This window comes from Streptomyces sp. S186, from assembly GCF_051603415.1.
Lineage (GTDB): Bacteria > Actinomycetota > Actinomycetes > Streptomycetales > Streptomycetaceae > Streptomyces.
The window spans coordinates 4678924-4693479 of record NZ_CP193932.1; the positions used below are offsets into that span (position 1 = coordinate 4678924).

Annotated in this window: 15 protein-coding genes; 12 read left to right on the plus strand and 3 right to left on the minus strand. The window is 74.5% G+C overall.

What is annotated here, in order from left to right:
• The first annotated feature begins 2 nt into the window (after nucleotides 1–2).
• The 6 genes from ACRAS8_RS20240 to ACRAS8_RS20265 all read left to right on the plus strand — a co-directional run bounded on the left by ACRAS8_RS20240 (nucleotide 3) and on the right by ACRAS8_RS20265 (nucleotide 5680).
• The gene (locus ACRAS8_RS20240) at nucleotides 3–371 is read left to right on the plus strand and encodes a holo-ACP synthase (RefSeq protein ID WP_221905349.1); all 369 of its coding nucleotides are present in this window, start codon (nucleotides 3–5) and stop codon (nucleotides 369–371) included.
• A 109-nt stretch (nucleotides 372–480) separates the two neighbouring features.
• Nucleotides 481–1911, plus strand: coding sequence for an NAD(P)H-hydrate dehydratase (locus ACRAS8_RS20245; protein WP_438487407.1), 1431 nt, complete (start codon nucleotides 481–483; stop codon nucleotides 1909–1911).
• Between the two features lie 114 nt (nucleotides 1912–2025).
• The gene (gene alr / locus ACRAS8_RS20250; RefSeq protein WP_438487408.1) at nucleotides 2026–3225 is read left to right on the plus strand and encodes an alanine racemase; all 1200 of its coding nucleotides are present in this window, start codon (nucleotides 2026–2028) and stop codon (nucleotides 3223–3225) included.
• Nucleotides 3222–4529 (plus strand): alpha/beta fold hydrolase, encoded by a 1308-nt coding sequence (locus ACRAS8_RS20255; protein WP_438487409.1) that lies wholly within the window; start codon nucleotides 3222–3224, stop codon nucleotides 4527–4529. Before alr ends, ACRAS8_RS20255 begins: the two co-directional genes overlap by 4 nt.
• 90 nt (nucleotides 4530–4619) lie before the next feature.
• On the plus strand, nucleotides 4620–5156 hold the full coding sequence (gene tsaE, locus ACRAS8_RS20260; protein ID WP_438487410.1) for a tRNA (adenosine(37)-N6)-threonylcarbamoyltransferase complex ATPase subunit type 1 TsaE: 537 nt from the start codon (nucleotides 4620–4622) through the stop codon (nucleotides 5154–5156).
• Between the two features lie 188 nt (nucleotides 5157–5344).
• The gene (locus tag ACRAS8_RS20265) at nucleotides 5345–5680 is read left to right on the plus strand and encodes a hypothetical protein (protein WP_438487411.1); all 336 of its coding nucleotides are present in this window, start codon (nucleotides 5345–5347) and stop codon (nucleotides 5678–5680) included.
• Between the two features lie 36 nt (nucleotides 5681–5716).
• Here the strand turns inward: ACRAS8_RS20265 and ACRAS8_RS20270 are convergent, their stop codons facing one another.
• Nucleotides 5717–6295: a hypothetical protein gene (locus ACRAS8_RS20270; RefSeq protein ID WP_438487412.1), complete on the minus strand. Its 579-nt coding sequence runs from the start codon at nucleotides 6293–6295 to the stop codon at nucleotides 5717–5719.
• Between the two features lie 136 nt (nucleotides 6296–6431).
• Here ACRAS8_RS20270 and tsaB point away from each other — a divergent pair, with 136 nt between their 5' ends.
• The 4 genes from tsaB to ACRAS8_RS20290 all read left to right on the plus strand — a co-directional run bounded on the left by tsaB (nucleotide 6432) and on the right by ACRAS8_RS20290 (nucleotide 9208).
• The gene (tsaB, locus tag ACRAS8_RS20275) at nucleotides 6432–7091 is read left to right on the plus strand and encodes a tRNA (adenosine(37)-N6)-threonylcarbamoyltransferase complex dimerization subunit type 1 TsaB (RefSeq protein WP_438487413.1); all 660 of its coding nucleotides are present in this window, start codon (nucleotides 6432–6434) and stop codon (nucleotides 7089–7091) included.
• A gap of 47 nt (nucleotides 7092–7138) precedes the next feature.
• Entirely contained in the window at nucleotides 7139–7612 is a 474-nt protein-coding gene (gene rimI, locus ACRAS8_RS20280) for a ribosomal protein S18-alanine N-acetyltransferase (RefSeq protein WP_438490545.1), read from the plus strand.
• A gap of 2 nt (nucleotides 7613–7614) precedes the next feature.
• On the plus strand, nucleotides 7615–8742 hold the full coding sequence (gene tsaD / locus ACRAS8_RS20285; RefSeq protein WP_438487414.1) for a tRNA (adenosine(37)-N6)-threonylcarbamoyltransferase complex transferase subunit TsaD: 1128 nt from the start codon (nucleotides 7615–7617) through the stop codon (nucleotides 8740–8742).
• Nucleotides 8743–8839: 97 nt separating this feature from the next.
• Nucleotides 8840–9208 (plus strand): hypothetical protein, encoded by a 369-nt coding sequence (locus tag ACRAS8_RS20290; protein ID WP_438487415.1) that lies wholly within the window; start codon nucleotides 8840–8842, stop codon nucleotides 9206–9208.
• 35 nt (nucleotides 9209–9243) lie between these two features.
• Here ACRAS8_RS20290 and ACRAS8_RS20295 read toward each other — a convergent pair whose 3' ends face one another.
• Both ACRAS8_RS20295 and ACRAS8_RS20300 read right to left on the minus strand, forming a co-directional pair.
• Nucleotides 9244–10440, minus strand: a complete 1197-nt coding sequence (locus ACRAS8_RS20295) for a class I SAM-dependent methyltransferase (RefSeq protein WP_438487416.1) — start codon at nucleotides 10438–10440, stop codon at nucleotides 9244–9246.
• A gap of 61 nt (nucleotides 10441–10501) precedes the next feature.
• The gene (locus ACRAS8_RS20300) at nucleotides 10502–11929 is read right to left on the minus strand and encodes an FtsW/RodA/SpoVE family cell cycle protein (RefSeq protein WP_438490546.1); all 1428 of its coding nucleotides are present in this window, start codon (nucleotides 11927–11929) and stop codon (nucleotides 10502–10504) included.
• Between the two features lie 475 nt (nucleotides 11930–12404).
• On the opposite strand from ACRAS8_RS20300, the gene groES reads away from it, so the two are divergent.
• Nucleotides 12405–12713 (plus strand): co-chaperone GroES, encoded by a 309-nt coding sequence (groES, locus tag ACRAS8_RS20305; RefSeq protein WP_233658908.1) that lies wholly within the window; start codon nucleotides 12405–12407, stop codon nucleotides 12711–12713.
• Nucleotides 12714–12857: 144 nt separating this feature from the next.
• Nucleotides 12858–14483, plus strand: coding sequence for a chaperonin GroEL (gene groL, locus ACRAS8_RS20310; protein ID WP_438487417.1), 1626 nt, complete (start codon nucleotides 12858–12860; stop codon nucleotides 14481–14483).
• Nucleotides 14484–14556 lie beyond the last annotated feature (73 nt).

Here is a 14556-nt window from a genome sequence, read left to right on the forward strand (position 1 = left end):
GGGTGATCATCGGGGTCGGGATCGACGTCGCGGAGATCGACCGGTTCGAGGCGGCGCTGCGGCGGACGCCGGAACTGGCGCACCGGCTGTTCATCGGGACGGAGTTGACACTGCCGAGCGGTGAGCGGCGCGGCATCGCCTCGCTGGCCGCCCGGTTCGCCGCCAAGGAGGCGGTGGCCAAGGCGCTGGGTGCGCCGGGCGGGCTGCACTGGACGGACGCCGAGGTGTACGTGGAGGACAGCGGCCGGCCGCGGCTGCGGGTGCGCGGCACGGTCGCGGCCCGCGCCGAGGAACTGGGCGTGCGGTCCTGGCATGTGTCGCTCAGTCATGACGCGGGGGTGGCCTCGGCGGTGGTGATCGCCGAGGGGTAGGGGCCTGCACGGGCAGAGACCTGATGTCACGTCAGTTGGCGTGCGAGGTGGGCGGGCGGGCGGGCCCGTGATGCTCCGCCCCGTCCCGCTCCGGTGTGAGACTGGCCGCATGAGGACTGCCTACAGCGTTCAGACCGTGCGGGCCGCCGAGCAGGAGCTGATGGCCCGTTTGCCCGAGGGGGCCCTGATGCAGCGGGCCGCGGCCGGACTGGCCGTCGCCTGCGCCGAGTTGCTGGGCCGGGTGTACGGCTCCCGGGTGGTGCTGCTGGTGGGCAGCGGCGACAACGGCGGGGACGCGCTGTACGCCGGCGCCCGGCTGGCCCGCCGCGGCGCCGGGGTGGCCGCCGTGCTGCTCGCGCCGGAACGGGCCCACGCCGGTGGCCTGGCGGCCCTGCGCGCGGCCGGCGGCCGGGTGTCGGCCGACCCGCCGCGCGACCTCGGCCGGGCGGATCTGGTGGTGGACGGCATCGTCGGCATCGGCGGCCGCGGCGGGCTGCGCCCGGAGGCCGCCCGGCTCGCCCGCGCGGCCCGGGAGGCGGCGACCGTGGTGGCGGTGGACCTGCCGAGCGGGGTGGACGCCGACACCGGCGAGGTCCCCGGGGACGCGGTCCGGGCGGACGCCACCGTCACGTTCGGCGCGTACAAGCCGGGCCTGCTGATCGACCCGGCGCGGGAACGGGCCGGCGCGCTGCGGCTGGTGGACATCGGCCTGCGCCCGCCGGCCGTCGCCGACGTGGAGGCGCTCCAGCACGCGGACGTGGCGGAGCTGCTGCCGCGGCCGGCCGCGGAGAGCGACAAGTACCGGCGGGGCGTGGTCGGGGTGGTCGCCGGGTCGGCGCGCTATCCGGGGGCGGCGGTGCTGGCGGTGGCCGGCGCGCTGCGCGGCGGCGCCGGGGCGGTGCGGTACGTGGGGCCGGCGGCCGACGCGGTGCTGGCGCGCTTCCCGGAGACGCTGGTGCACGCCGGGCCGCCGCGGAAGGCGGGCCGGGTCCAGGCGTGGGTCGTCGGGCCGGGCCTGGGCGACGAGTCGGCGGGGCTGGACGACGTACTGGCGGCGGACGTGCCGGTGCTGGTGGACGCGGACGGGCTGCGGTTCCTGACGCCCGATCGGGTGCGGCGGCGGACCGCCGGGACCCTGCTGACGCCGCACGCCGGGGAGGCGGCGGCGCTGCTGGGGCGGGGCCGTGAGGAGGTCGAGGCGGCGCGGCTGGAGTCCGTGCGGGAGCTGGCGGGGCGGTTCGGGGCGACGGTGCTGCTGAAGGGCTCGACGACGCTGGTGGCCGATCCGGACGCCGGGGTTCCGGTGCGGGTCAATCCCACCGGCACGGGCTGGCTCGCCACCGCCGGCAGCGGCGACGTGCTCTCCGGCCTGGCCGGGTCGCTGCTGGCCGCGGGCCTCGCGCCGCGCGACGCGGCCTCGGTGGGCGCCTATCTGCACGGCCTCGCGGGCCGCCACGCGTCCGCTCCGCACGGCGAGCCGATCGCCGCCTCGGAGGTCGCCGGCGCCCTGCGCGAGGCATGGGCGAACGTGCTGGCGTAGGGCGTGTCCGAGGGGTCCGCGCGGGCCGGCCGGCGGTGGCGGAATACGAACCGCGCCGCCACCACAACGCGGGAAGGCGGCCGCCGGAGCGCCTCGCCTGCGACACTGAGGGGGATGAACGAGACAGCGAAGCGAGCCCGTGCCGCCATCGACCTCGCCGCCGTGCGGTCGAACGTCCGCGCACTGCGCGACCTCGCCCCCGGGGCGCAGCTGATGGTGGTCGTCAAGTCCGACGCCTACGGCCACGGCGCGATCCGCTGCGCCCGCGCCGCCCGGGAGGCCGGCGCGCCCTGGCTGGGCACGGCGCTCCCCGAGGAGGCGCTGGCGCTGCGCGCGGCCGGGGACACCGGCCGGCTGCTGTGCTGGCTGTGGACGCCCGGCGGCCCCTGGGGCCGGGCGATCGAGCAGGACGTCGATGTCTCGGTGAGCGGCATGTGGGCGCTGCGGGAGGTCGCGGACGCCGCGCGGGCCTGCGGCCGCGCCGCCCGCGTCCAGCTCAAGATCGACACCGGGCTGGGCCGCAACGGCTGCCCGCCCGCGGACTGGACGGAGCTGACCGCCGCCGCCCGCGCCGCCGAGGCACAGGGTCTGCTGAAGGTCACCGGCGTCTGGTCGCACTTCGCCTGCGCCGACGAGCCCGGACACCCGTCGATCGCCGCCCAGCTGGCGGAGTTCCGCCGGGCGCTGGCGGTCGCCGAGGCGGCCGGGCTGCGCCCGGAGGTGCGCCACCTCGCCAACACCCCGGCGCTGCTCACCCTCCCCGAGTCCCACTTCGACCTCGTACGCAGCGGGATCGGGGTCTACGGCGTCTCGCCCAGCCCCGAGATCGGCACGCCGGAGGACTTCGGGCTGCGGCCGGTGATGACGCTGGCGGCGTCCCTGGCGTCGGTCAAGCGGGCGCCGGGCGGGCACGGCGTCTCGTACGGGCACCACTACACGACGCCGGGGGAGACGACGCTGGCGCTGGTCCCGCTGGGATACGCCGACGGCATCCCGCGGCACGCCTCCGGGACGGGCCCGGTGCTGGTCGCGGGGAAGTGGCGGACGGTCGCCGGGCGGGTGGCGATGGACCAGTTCGTCGTCGATCTGGGCGGCGATCACGCCGAGCCCGGCGACGAGGCGGTGCTGTTCGGGCCCGGCGACCGCGGCGAGCCGAGCGTGGAGGACTGGGCGCGGGCGGCCGGCACGATCGGGTACGAGATCGTCACGCGGATCGGCAAGCGGGTGCCGCGCGTCTATGTGGACAGCGAGGTGCCCGCCCAGGGCGGGGGCCGCAGCGAGGACGACACCGCGCTCACGGGGGGTCTGGCATGACGGATGGCACGGAGGCGGCGGCGCACGCCGTGGAGACGGCCGCGGAGGCGGCCGGGAACTGGGCCCGGGCGGGCCGCCAGGCGGGCATCGCCGGCCTGGCGATCGGCGTGGTCGCGGCGGGCGCCGCGGCCGGGGTGGCCATAGAGCGGCTGACGGTCGGCCGCGGGATGCGCCGCCGGGCCCGGCTGGCGCTGGACGCGTCCGGCCCCTACGGCACCCTGCGCGGCACCCCGGGCGCGGCGATCGCCGAGGACGGCACCGAGCTGTACTACGAGGTCGACGAGGTGGCGGACGGCCCGGCGCCCAAGGCCCCCAAGGGCGGCAGGACGGTCGTCAACGGCACCAAGGGCGGGCGCGCCGGCAAGCCGGCCCGGGCCGCCCAGGACGCCCGGAGCGGGCTGCACAGGCGCCTCCTGGCGGCCCTGGGGCGGCGCTCCCCGGCGCCCACGGTGGTCTTCAGCCACGGCTACTGCCTGAGCCAGGACTCCTGGCACTTCCAGCGCGCCGCGCTGCGCGGCACCCTGCGCACCGTCCACTGGGACCAGCGCAGCCACGGCCGCTCGGGCCGCGGCCACGCCCAGATCGACGGCACGGAACCGGTCACCATCGACCTGCTGGGCCGGGACCTGAAGGCGGTGCTGGACGCCGCGGTGCCCGAGGGCCCGATCGTGCTGGTCGGACACTCCATGGGCGGCATGACGGTGATGGCGCTGGCCGACCAGTTCCCCGAGTACGTCGCGGAGCGGGTGGTCGGCGTGGCGCTGATCGGGACGTCCGCGGGCCGGCTGAGCGAGGTCGGGTTCGGGCTGCCGTCGATGGGCTCCAAGGCGTTCCACTGGCTGGCGCCGGGGGTGCTCAAGGCACTGGGCCGGCAGAGCGAGATCGTCGAGCGCGGGCGGCGGGCCACGGCCGATCTCTTCGCGGGGCTGATCAAGCGCTACTCCTTCGGCACCCAGGACGTGGATCCGGCGATCGCGCGGTTCGGGGAGCGGCTGATCGAGGCCACGCCGATCGACGTGGTCGCCGAGTTCTTCCCGGCGTTCGCGGTGCACGACAAGACCGAGGCGCTGGTGGCGTACGACGCGGTGCCCGCGCTGGTGCTCGCCGGCGAGAAGGACCTGATCACCCCGGCCGAGCACAGCCGGACCATCGCCGAGGTGCTGCCCGACGCGGAGCTGGTGTGCGTCCCGGAGGCCGGGCACCTGGTGATGCTGGAGCGGCCCGAGCTGGTCAACGACCACCTGGTGGCGCTGGTGGAGCGGGTGGGCGCGGCGGCCCGCGGGTCGCGCGGCGCGCGGGCCTGAAGCCGGACCGGGGCGCCGCTCCCGGATCCGGGCGCCGCTCCCCGGCCCGGTGCAGGACCGCGGGCCCGTCCGCGCCGTACCATTTGCGGCATGAGCACCACTGGCGCCACCGCCCGCGTAACCGTCAAGTCCCCCGATCAGATGCAGGAGTTGGGCCGCCGCCTGGCGCCGCTGCTGCGCCCCGGCGACCTGGTGCTGCTCACCGGTGAGCTGGGCGCGGGCAAGACGACGCTCACCCGCGGCCTGGGCGAGGCCCTGGGCGTGCGGGGCGCCGTGACCTCGCCGACCTTCGTGATCGCCCGGGTGCACCCGTCGCTCACCGGCGGCCCGGCGCTGGTGCACGTCGACGCCTACCGCCTCGACGGCGGCCTGGACGAGATGGAGGACCTGGACCTCGACGTCTCGCTGCCGGAGTCGGTGGTGGTCGTCGAGTGGGGCGAGGGCAAGGTCGAGGAGCTGGCGGAGGACCGGCTGCATGTCGTCATCGGGCGGGCCGTGGGGGCGGACGCCCCCGGCGGACTGGGCGGGCACCCCGAGGAGGACGTGGACGACGTCCGCGAGGTGACGGTCACCGGGGTCGGTGCGCGCTGGGCGGACGCCGGGCTTCCGGAGCTGGAGATCTGCTGACGATCTGCTGACGAACGGGGCATATGGGCCCTTGTCGGGCCATCCGTCGCGGTAGTTTCCGACAGGCCGTCGGCAAGATGTTGCATCCGCGGGCCCGGGCGTGGTCACATGGGGTGCGAGAAGCCTGGTTAGGTGTGCCTAAGTAGAGCCTGACCGCTGTTGCTTGCCCAGGAGCCCGGGAGGCGTCCATGTCCCCCCACCAGCCCTCACCCCCGCCCGCACGGCGCGCGGGCGGCCCCGTCGCGGCGGCCGCGCGCGCCGAGGACGCGCGGAAGACCCCGCCGACGATGAACGAACTCCTCGCGGCCTGCGCCGCGGCCACCGCCGTCTCCACCCCGCCCGACACCGCGAAGGACGCCGCGAAGGACACCCGCGCGGAGAAACGGAACGGCGTGGTGGAGGAGAAGGCCGACAACGGCGACAACGGCGAGAACGGCGACGCGGAAAACCCCGGGGCGGCCGGGGCGCGCGGCGGCACCCGGCCCGAGGGCGGGCCGTCCACCCCGGGACGCGACGCCGCGTAACCCACAGGGACGAAGCGGCCGGGCCCGCGCGCGGGCTCAGCGCACCACGACGACCTTCACCCCGCGCACCGCGAAGTCCCACAGCGCCGCGCCGTCCTCGCGCGACTCCCGGATGCCGCCGGTCTTCTTCGCGTGCGCACCGCCCGGCGTCGGAGTGGAGCCGTCGACCGCCGCGCTGAAACCGACGACCACGCCGTCGACACCGGCGAACCGCACCACGTGCTCGATCGCCACCCCGTCCGAGCCGGTCACGCTCACCGACCGCGAGGTGACCGGATACGTCCCCGGCCGCGGGCTCACCGCGCTCGGCGCCACCGCGAACGTCCGCTGTGCCGCGCCGTCCGCGCCGACCAGCCAGACCCGCTTGGCGCCCAGCGCGTACACCACGCGCTTGCCGGTGCCCGACTGCGCCGGGACCGGGACCGTGGCCGGCGGCTTGTCCTGCTTGTCGTGCCCGCCGCCGGCGGCGGGCTTCTCGCCGGCCGACGGGGCGTCGCCCCGGACCGGGGTCAGCGGACCGGAGGCGGACGCGGACGCCTGGAAGCCGAGCACGCCGATCGCGACCAGGGCGGCCGCGGTGAGACCGGTGACGATCGTGCTGCTCTTAGCGGGCACCGCGGTGCCACCTTTCGGTACGACCCCGCCCGCGGGCGGGGAGGCTGGCTGTGCTGGACGGGGCCGACCGGAGCCGGCCGGGGACCGACGGTAGCACCGGAACGGGCACCGCCGGCCGCGCCGTAGTCTTTAAGGCGTGCTGCTGCTAGCTCTTGACACCGCCACCCCCGCCGTCACCGTCGCGCTCCACGACGGCTCCCGCACCCTCGCCGCCGCCGGCGAGGTGGACGCGCGCCGGCACGGCGAACTCCTGCTGCCCGCCGTCGACCGGGTGCTGGCCGAGGCCGGGCACAAGCTCGCCGAGGTCACCGACATCGTCGTCGGCGTGGGCCCCGGCCCGTACACCGGGCTGCGGGTGGGGCTGGTGACGGCCACCACCTTCGGGGCGGCGCTGGACGTGCCCGTCCACGGCCTGTGCTCGCTCGACGGCATCGCCTACGCCTCCGGGCTGACCGAACCCTTCGTCGTGGCCACCGACGCCCGCCGCAAGGAGGTCTACTGGGCCCGCTACGGCGACGCGCGGACCCGGCTGACCGAGCCCGCCGTCGACCGCCCCGCCGACCTCGCCGACGAGGTCGCCGGCGTCCCGGCCGTCGGCGCCGGCGCGCTGCTCTACGACACCGTCTTCACCGGCGTCCGCCGGGACGGCCCCGCGCACCAGTCGGCCGCCGCGCTGGCCGGCCTGGCCGCCGAGAAGCTCGCCGCCGGCGAGGAGCTCCTGCCGCCGCGGCCGCTGTACCTGCGCCGCCCCGACGCCCAGGTGCCGGCCAACTACAAGGTGGTCACCCCGAAGTGAGCGGGCCCGACGTGACCGGCCCGTCCCCGCACGTCGAGCTGCGGGAGATGCGCTGGTGGGACGTGGAGCCGGTGCTGGCGCTGGAGCGTGCCCTCTTCCCCGAGGACGCCTGGTCGCCCGGGATGTTCTGGTCCGAACTCGCGCACGCCCGCGGCCCGTTGGCCACCCGCCGCTACCTCGTCGCCGAGGCCGGCGGCAGGATCGTCGGCTACGGCGGGCTGGCCGCGATCGACGGCACCGGCGACATCCAGACCATCGCCACCGCCCGCGACCACTGGGGCACCGGCCTCGGCGCCCGGCTGCTGACCGCACTGCTCGCCGCCGCCGGCGACTTCGAATGCCACGAGGTGCTGCTGGAGGTGCGGGTCGACAACACCCGTGCACAGCGCCTCTACGAACGCTTCGGCTTCGAGCCGATCGGCTTCCGCCGCGGCTACTACCAGCCGGGCAACGTCGACGCGCTGGTGATGCGCCGCCCCTCCCAGACCTCCTCCGAAGCACCCTCCGTACAAGGAACGTGAACATGGCTGACTCCCGCGGCGGACCGCTCGTCCTCGGCATCGAGACCTCCTGCGACGAGACCGGTGTCGGCGTCGTCCGCGGCCACACCCTCCTCGCCGACGCGGTCGCCTCCAGCGTCGACGAGCACGCCCGCTTCGGCGGGGTGGTGCCCGAGGTGGCGTCCCGCGCCCACCTGGAGGCGATGGTCCCCACCATCCAGCGCGCCCTGAAGGACGCCGGCGTCACCGCCGCCGACCTGGACGGCATCGCGGTCACCGCCGGCCCCGGCCTGGCCGGCGCCCTGCTGGTGGGCGTCTCGGCCGCCAAGGCGTACGCCTACGCCCTCGGCAAGCCGCTCTACGGCGTCAACCACCTCGCCTCGCACATCTGCGTCGACCAGCTGGAACACGGCCCGCTGCCGGAACCGACGATGGCGCTGCTGGTCTCCGGCGGTCACTCCTCCCTCCTGCTGGCCCCCGACATCACCTCCGACGTCCGGCCGCTGGGCGCCACCATCGACGACGCGGCCGGCGAGGCGTTCGACAAGGTGGCGCGGGTGCTCAACCTCGGCTTCCCCGGCGGCCCCGTCATCGACCGGATCGCCCGCGACGGCGACCCCGAGGCGATCCGCTTCCCGCGCGGCCTGACCGGCCCCCGCGACGCCGCCTACGACTTCTCCTTCTCCGGCCTGAAGACCGCGGTGGCCCGCTGGATCGAGGCGAAGCGGGCGGCCGGCGAGGACGTCCCGGTCGCCGACGTCTCGGCGTCCTTCCAGGAGGCGGTCGTCGACGTCCTGACCCGCAAGGCCGTCCGGGCCTGCAAGGACAACGGCGTGGACCACCTGATGATCGGCGGCGGGGTGGCGGCCAACTCCCGGCTGCGGGCGATGGCCGAGCGCCGCTGCGAGGACGCCGGCATCCGGTTGCGGGTGCCGCGCCCCAAGCTGTGCACCGACAACGGCGCGATGGTCGCGGCCCTCGGCGCCGAGATGGTGGCCCGCAACCGCCCGGCGTCCGCCTGGGACCTCTCCGCCGACTCCTCGCTGCCGGTCACCGAGACCCACGTCCCGGACCCGGACGCGCACACCCACGGCCACGAGCACGACCACGACCACTTCCACGAGCTGAGCAAGGACAACCTGTACTCGTAGGGGCCCGGGGGAGGCCCCGCGCGACGCCTTATCCTGAGAGCCGGGGCGCGGGGAGCCGCCCCGCTCGCACACACGGGGACGACGGGGGATCGGCGCGATGGAATGGTGGTACCTCTTCATGCTGACCGGGCCGGCGCTCTATGCCGGATCCCGGATGCGGAGCGTGGTCCGCACGGCGCTGAAGACCCGGCACAAGCGCAAGCTGGCCCTCATCGAGGCGCGCCGGGAGGACCGCCTGGCCCTGGAGGCCGCCGACCGGACGCCTGCCCCGGTGTGCGGCTGCGAGCACCACCTCGCCAAGCACGACAAGCAGGGCAGGTGCCATGAGGCGGTGCGGACCGCCGTCGCCTGGGACGCGGACGACCGCCCCGTCCGTTACGAGGCCCGGCAGTGCGCCTGCCAGCAGTACGTGGGCCCGCAGCCGCTCTCCCAGGTCTACGCCGACGAACTGACCGACCTGGCCTGACCGACCTGGCCTGCCGGACCTGGCCTGAGCGGCCGTCAGGCGCGCTCCCCGGCCGGGTGCCCCAGCAGCATCGTCGGCGCCCCCGCGACCCGGGTGAGGAAGACCGTGCAGGAGTGCGGCCCGGCGAGCCGGAGCTTCTTCCGCAGCTCCTCCGGCTCCACCGCGGACCCACGCTTCTTGATCACCGCGACGCCCACCTCGCGCTCCCGCAGCAGCGCCCGCAGCTTCTTGACATTGAACGGCAGCACGTCGGTGACCGCGTAGGCGGTGGCATACGGCGTCGGCACCAGCCGGTCCGCCGTCACATAGGCGATCGTCGGGTCGATCAGCCGCCCGCCGACCTGCTCCGCGACGTCGGCGACCAGATGGGCGCGGATCACCGCGCCGTCGGGCTCGTAGAGCCAGTCGCCCACGGGACCCGGCTCGGGATCGGGGAGGCCGGCGCCGAGCAGGGAGTCGCCGGCCGGCAGCAGGGTGGCCCGGCGGGCGCCGCCCCGGCCCGTGCCGAACCACAGGACGGCCTCCTTCACGTCCCCCGCGTCGGAGATCCACTCCGTCTCGGCGTCCTCGGGCAGCGCCTCGTGCGGCACCCCCGGCGCGATCTTCAACGCCGCGTACGGTGCCGAACGGGCCGTCCCCACCGCCCAGGACAGCGGCGGCGCGTACGCCTCCGGATCGAAAATCCGGCCACCGCGTGCTTTGGTCCTCCGCGCCGGGTCCACGAACACCGCGTCGTAGCCGGCGGTGTCGACCTCCGTGACGTCCGCGCACCGCACCTCGATCAGCTCCGCCAGGCCCAGCGCCTCGGCGTTCGCCCGGGCCGCCGCGCAGGCCAGCGGATCGCGGTCCACGGCCAGCACCCGGATACCGGCCCGGGCCAGCGCCAGCGCGTCGCCGCCGATCCCGCAGCACAGGTCGGCCAGGGTCCGCACGCCGAGCGTGGCGAGCCGGCCGGCGCGGTGGGCGGCGACCGTGGCGCGGGTGGACTGCTCGACGCCGTTGGGGGTGAAGTACATCCGCGCGGCGTCCGCGCCGAACTTCGCGGCCGCCCGCTGCCGCAGCCGGGCCTGCCCGAGCGCCGCGGAGACCAGCGGCGCGGGGTGGTCGCGGCGCAGCCGGGTGGCGGCCGCCAGCTCGTCCGCCGGGTCGTGGTCCCGCAGGACGGCCAGCAGTTCCTGCCCCTCGGGGGCGAGCAGCGCGGAGAAGGTGTCGAGGTCGGTCACCCGCACCATTGTGGGCCAGCGGCCGGACCGGTCCGCGGACGGTCCCGCGGGCCGGTCGCGCCGCCCGCGGTCAGGCCCCGGACGCCGGCCCGCCGACCCGCGGCACCCGCTGCGTCGCGTCCGCGTCCGGCCGCGGCGCGGTCGGCCGGACCGGCTCCCGCCGCTGCTGGGCGCTGTCGCTGATCCGCAGCAGCACCGCCACCATCACCCAGTTCGCGACCAGCGACGAACCGCCCTTGGCGAGGAACGGCAGCGCCTTGCCGGTCAGCGGGATCAGGCCGGTGACGCCACCGGTGACGACGAAGACCTGGAGCAGCAGCGCCCCGGCGAGCCCGACCGCCACCAGCTTGCCGAACGGGTCGCGGGCGGTCAGCCCCACCCGCAGCCCGCGCTGGGCCAGCAGTGCGTAGAGCAGCAGGATGGCCATCACCCCGGCCAGGCCCAGCTCCTCGCCGACGGTGGTGAGGATGAAGTCGCTGTTGCCGGCGAAGCCGATCAGCTCGGGATGGCCCTGGCCGAGCCCGGAGCCGCCTATCCCGCCGCTGCCGAAGCTGAACAGCGCCTGGCCGAGCTGGTCGGACATGCCTTGTGCGCGGCCCTGCTCGGTGAAGGCCCGCATGGGGTCGAGCCAGGCGGTGACCCGGCCGTGGACATGCGGTTCGAGCGAGCCGACGACCCCCGCGCCGACAACGGCCATCAGCAGACCGCAGACCACCCAACTCGTCCGCTCGGTCGCCATGTAGAGCATGATCACGAAGGCGCCGAAGAAGATCAGCGAGGTGCCCAGGTCGCGCTCGAAGATCAGCACCAGCAGGCTGATCACCCAGATCGTGAAGATCGGCCCGAGCTGCCGGCCCGGCGGCAGCTGCATCCCCATCACCCGGCGCCCGGTCAGCGCCAGCGCGTCGCGGTTGACGGTCAGATAGCCCGCGAAGAACACCACGATCATGATCTTCACGAACTCGCCGGGCTGCAGCGACAGCGGCCCGAGCAGGATCCAGCGCTTGGCACCGAACTGGTCCGCTCCGAAGAACGCCGGCGCCATCAGCAGCACCAGCGCGACCGCCATCGTCAGGTAGATGTAGCGCTGCAGCAGCCGGTGGTTGCGCAGCACCATCAGGATCACGATGCAGACCGCGACCCCGATGACCGTCCACACCAGCTGCCCGGTCGCCGCCTGGGCGATCTTCAGCCGGGGTTTCTCCGCGTAGGTGATGTCCAGCCGGTGCAGCAGCACCAGCCCGATCCCGGTCAGCAGCGTCGCCAGCGGCAGGATCAGCGGATCGGCGCGCGGCGCGAACCGCCGGACGACCAGGTGCGGTACCAGCGCGATGAAGAAGACGCTCAGCGCGAAGCCGGCCAGCCCGCCCGGGAGCCGCCCGTTCATCGACAGCTCGGTGTAGGCGTAGCCGAAGACGGTGATCAGCACGACGAAGCCGAGCAGCCATGCCTCGGTGCGCCGGCGGTTCGGGGCATGGGCCAGCGCGGTGAACGTCATGGTGCGTTCGGCGTCGCTCTCCGGTCCCCCCGAATCCAGGGGGGCGCTGGTCAGTCCACGCACGGTTCCTCCGCCATCGATGGTCAGGGCCGCGGGGCGGCCGGGTCGCGGCCCGGTGGTCAGCGGTCCCTGGGACTAGACGGGGGCGGCCGCGGGCACGGTTGCCGCCGGGCGGGAGGTGTGTCGGAATCCACGCCCGGCCACCGGCAGCAGACACGGTACGCGTCTCCGGTGGCCGGGGCCCCGGCCACCGGACTCCCGCCCGCCCTCCGGGCGAACACCGGCCGCCCCGAGCGACAGGCCCTAGCACTCCGCTTGACCGAGTGCTAACCGCGTCATAGTCTCAGCGTTGGCACTCTCCGTTGGGGAGTGCCAACACAGCGACGGGCAGGTCCGGCACCCGCGACGACGGATCGACCTGGTCGCCACCTCAGACAGTTAACCCCGTGAGATCTCCGAAGGGGGAGGTCGGATCGTGACGACCGCCAGCTCCAAGGTTGCCATCAAGCCGCTCGAGGACCGCATCGTGGTCCAGCCGCTCGACGCCGAGCAGACCACGGCCTCGGGCCTGGTCATCCCGGACACCGCGAAGGAGAAGCCCCAGGAGGGCGTCGTCCTGGCGACCGGTCCGGGCCGCTTCGAGGACGGCAAGCGCGTCGAGCTCGACGTCAAGGTCGGCGACGTCGTGCTCTACAGCAAGTACGGCGGCACCGAGGTGAAGTACAGCGGCGAGGAGTACCTCGTCCTCTCGGCTCGCGACGTGCTCGCGATCGTCGAGAAGTAAGTCACCCGGATTTGCCCTGATCTGCGCCCCTGGTTCCCGCGTTCTCACCGACCGGGGCAGGGGCGCAGTTCGTATGAGCGAGATGAGCGATAGCGGTCACGGCGGCGAGGCCGACGATCGCAACGAGAGGACTTGAAGCAACTCATGGCGAAGATCCTGAAGTTCGACGAGGACGCCCGTCGCGCCCTTGAGCGCGGCGTCAACAAGCTGGCCGACACCGTCAAGGTCACCATCGGCCCCAAGGGCCGCAACGTCGTCATCGACAAGAAGTTCGGCGCCCCGACCATCACCAACGACGGCGTCACCATCGCCCGCGAGGTCGAGGTCGAGGACCCGTACGAGAACCTCGGCGCCCAGCTCGTCAAGGAGGTGGCGACCAAGACCAACGACATCGCGGGTGACGGCACCACCACCGCCACCGTGCTGGCCCAGGCGCTGGTCCGCGAGGGTCTGCGCAACGTCGCCGCGGGTGCTTCCCCGGCCGCCCTGAAGAAGGGCATCGACGCCGCCGTCAAGGCCGTCTCCGACGACCTGCTGGCGACCGCCCGTCCGATCGACGACAAGGCCGACATCGCCGCCGTCGCCGCGCTGTCCGCCCAGGACCCGCAGGTCGGCGAGCTCATCGCCGAGGCGATGGACAAGGTCGGCAAGGACGGTGTGATCACCGTCGAGGAGTCCAACACCTTCGGCCTGGAGCTGGACTTCACCGAGGGCATGGCCTTCGACAAGGGCTACCTCTCGCCCTACATGGTCACCGACCAGGAGCGCATGGAGGCCGTCCTCGACGACCCCTACATCCTGATCCACCAGGGCAAGATCTCCTCCATCCAGGACCTCCTGCCGCTGCTTGAGAAGATCATCCAGGCGAACGCCTCCAAGCCGCTGCTGATCATCGCCGAGGACGTCGAGGGCGAGGCCCTGTCGACCCTCGTCGTCAACAAGATCCGCGGCACCTTCAACGCGGTGGCCGTCAAGGCCCCCGGCTTCGGCGACCGCCGCAAGGCGATGCTCGGCGACATGGCCACCCTCACCGGCGCCACCGTCGTCGCCGAGGAAGTCGGCCTCAAGCTCGACCAGGTCGGCCTGGACGTGCTCGGCACCGCCCGCCGCGTGACCATCACCAAGGACGACACCACGATCGTGGACGGCGGCGGCAACGCCGAGGACGTCCAGGGCCGCGTCGCCCAGATCAAGTCCGAGATCGAGACCACCGACTCCGACTGGGACCGCGAGAAGCTTCAGGAGCGCCTGGCCAAGCTCGCCGGCGGCGTCTGCGTGATCCGCGTCGGCGCGGCCACCGAGGTCGAGCTCAAGGAGAAGAAGCACCGCCTGGAGGACGCCATCTCCGCGACCCGCGCCGCGGTCGAGGAGGGCATCGTCTCCGGTGGTGGCTCCGCCCTCGTCCACGCCGTCAAGGTGCTGGACGGCAACCTCGGCAAGGACGGCGACGAGGCCACCGGTGTCGCCGTGGTCCGCCGCGCCGCCGTCGAGCCGCTGCGCTGGATCGCCGAGAACGCCGGCCTGGAGGGCTACGTGATCACCGCCAAGGTGGCCGAGCTCGACAAGGGCAACGGCTTCAACGCCGCCACCGGCGAGTACGGCGACCTGGTCAAGGCCGGCGTCATCGACCCGGTCAAGGTCACCCGCTCCGCCCTGGAGAACGCCGCCTCCATCGCCTCCCTCCTGCTCACGACCGAGACCCTGGTCGTCGAGAAGAAGGAAGAGGAGGAGCCCGCCGCGGCCGGCCACGGTCACGGCCACGCGCACTGACCCGCGCTTCCCGCCGGCCGCACCCGCGCCGGCACCCGACGAGGCCCGGCCCGCTCCCCAGCGAGCCGGGCCT

Excerpts from the sequence above, each read along its gene's own strand:
- groL (WP_438487417.1), top strand. The coding sequence starts at position 12,858 with ATGGCGAAGATCCTGAAGTTCGACGAGGACGCCCGTCGCGCCCTTGAG.
- ACRAS8_RS20300 (WP_438490546.1), bottom strand. The coding sequence starts at position 11,929 with ATGACGTTCACCGCGCTGGCCCATGCCCCGAACCGCCGGCGCACCGAG.
- ACRAS8_RS20255 (WP_438487409.1), top strand. The coding sequence starts at position 3,222 with ATGACGGATGGCACGGAGGCGGCGGCGCACGCCGTGGAGACGGCCGCG.
- ACRAS8_RS20245 (WP_438487407.1), top strand. The coding sequence starts at position 481 with ATGAGGACTGCCTACAGCGTTCAGACCGTGCGGGCCGCCGAGCAGGAG.
- tsaE (WP_438487410.1), top strand. The coding sequence starts at position 4,620 with ATGAGCACCACTGGCGCCACCGCCCGCGTAACCGTCAAGTCCCCCGAT.
- ACRAS8_RS20265 (WP_438487411.1), top strand. The coding sequence starts at position 5,345 with ATGTCCCCCCACCAGCCCTCACCCCCGCCCGCACGGCGCGCGGGCGGC.
- alr (WP_438487408.1), top strand. The coding sequence starts at position 2,026 with ATGAACGAGACAGCGAAGCGAGCCCGTGCCGCCATCGACCTCGCCGCC.
- ACRAS8_RS20295 (WP_438487416.1), bottom strand. The coding sequence starts at position 10,440 with ATGGTGCGGGTGACCGACCTCGACACCTTCTCCGCGCTGCTCGCCCCC.
- ACRAS8_RS20290 (WP_438487415.1), top strand. The coding sequence starts at position 8,840 with ATGGAATGGTGGTACCTCTTCATGCTGACCGGGCCGGCGCTCTATGCC.
- tsaD (WP_438487414.1), top strand. The coding sequence starts at position 7,615 with ATGGCTGACTCCCGCGGCGGACCGCTCGTCCTCGGCATCGAGACCTCC.
- rimI (WP_438490545.1), top strand. The coding sequence starts at position 7,139 with ATGCGCTGGTGGGACGTGGAGCCGGTGCTGGCGCTGGAGCGTGCCCTC.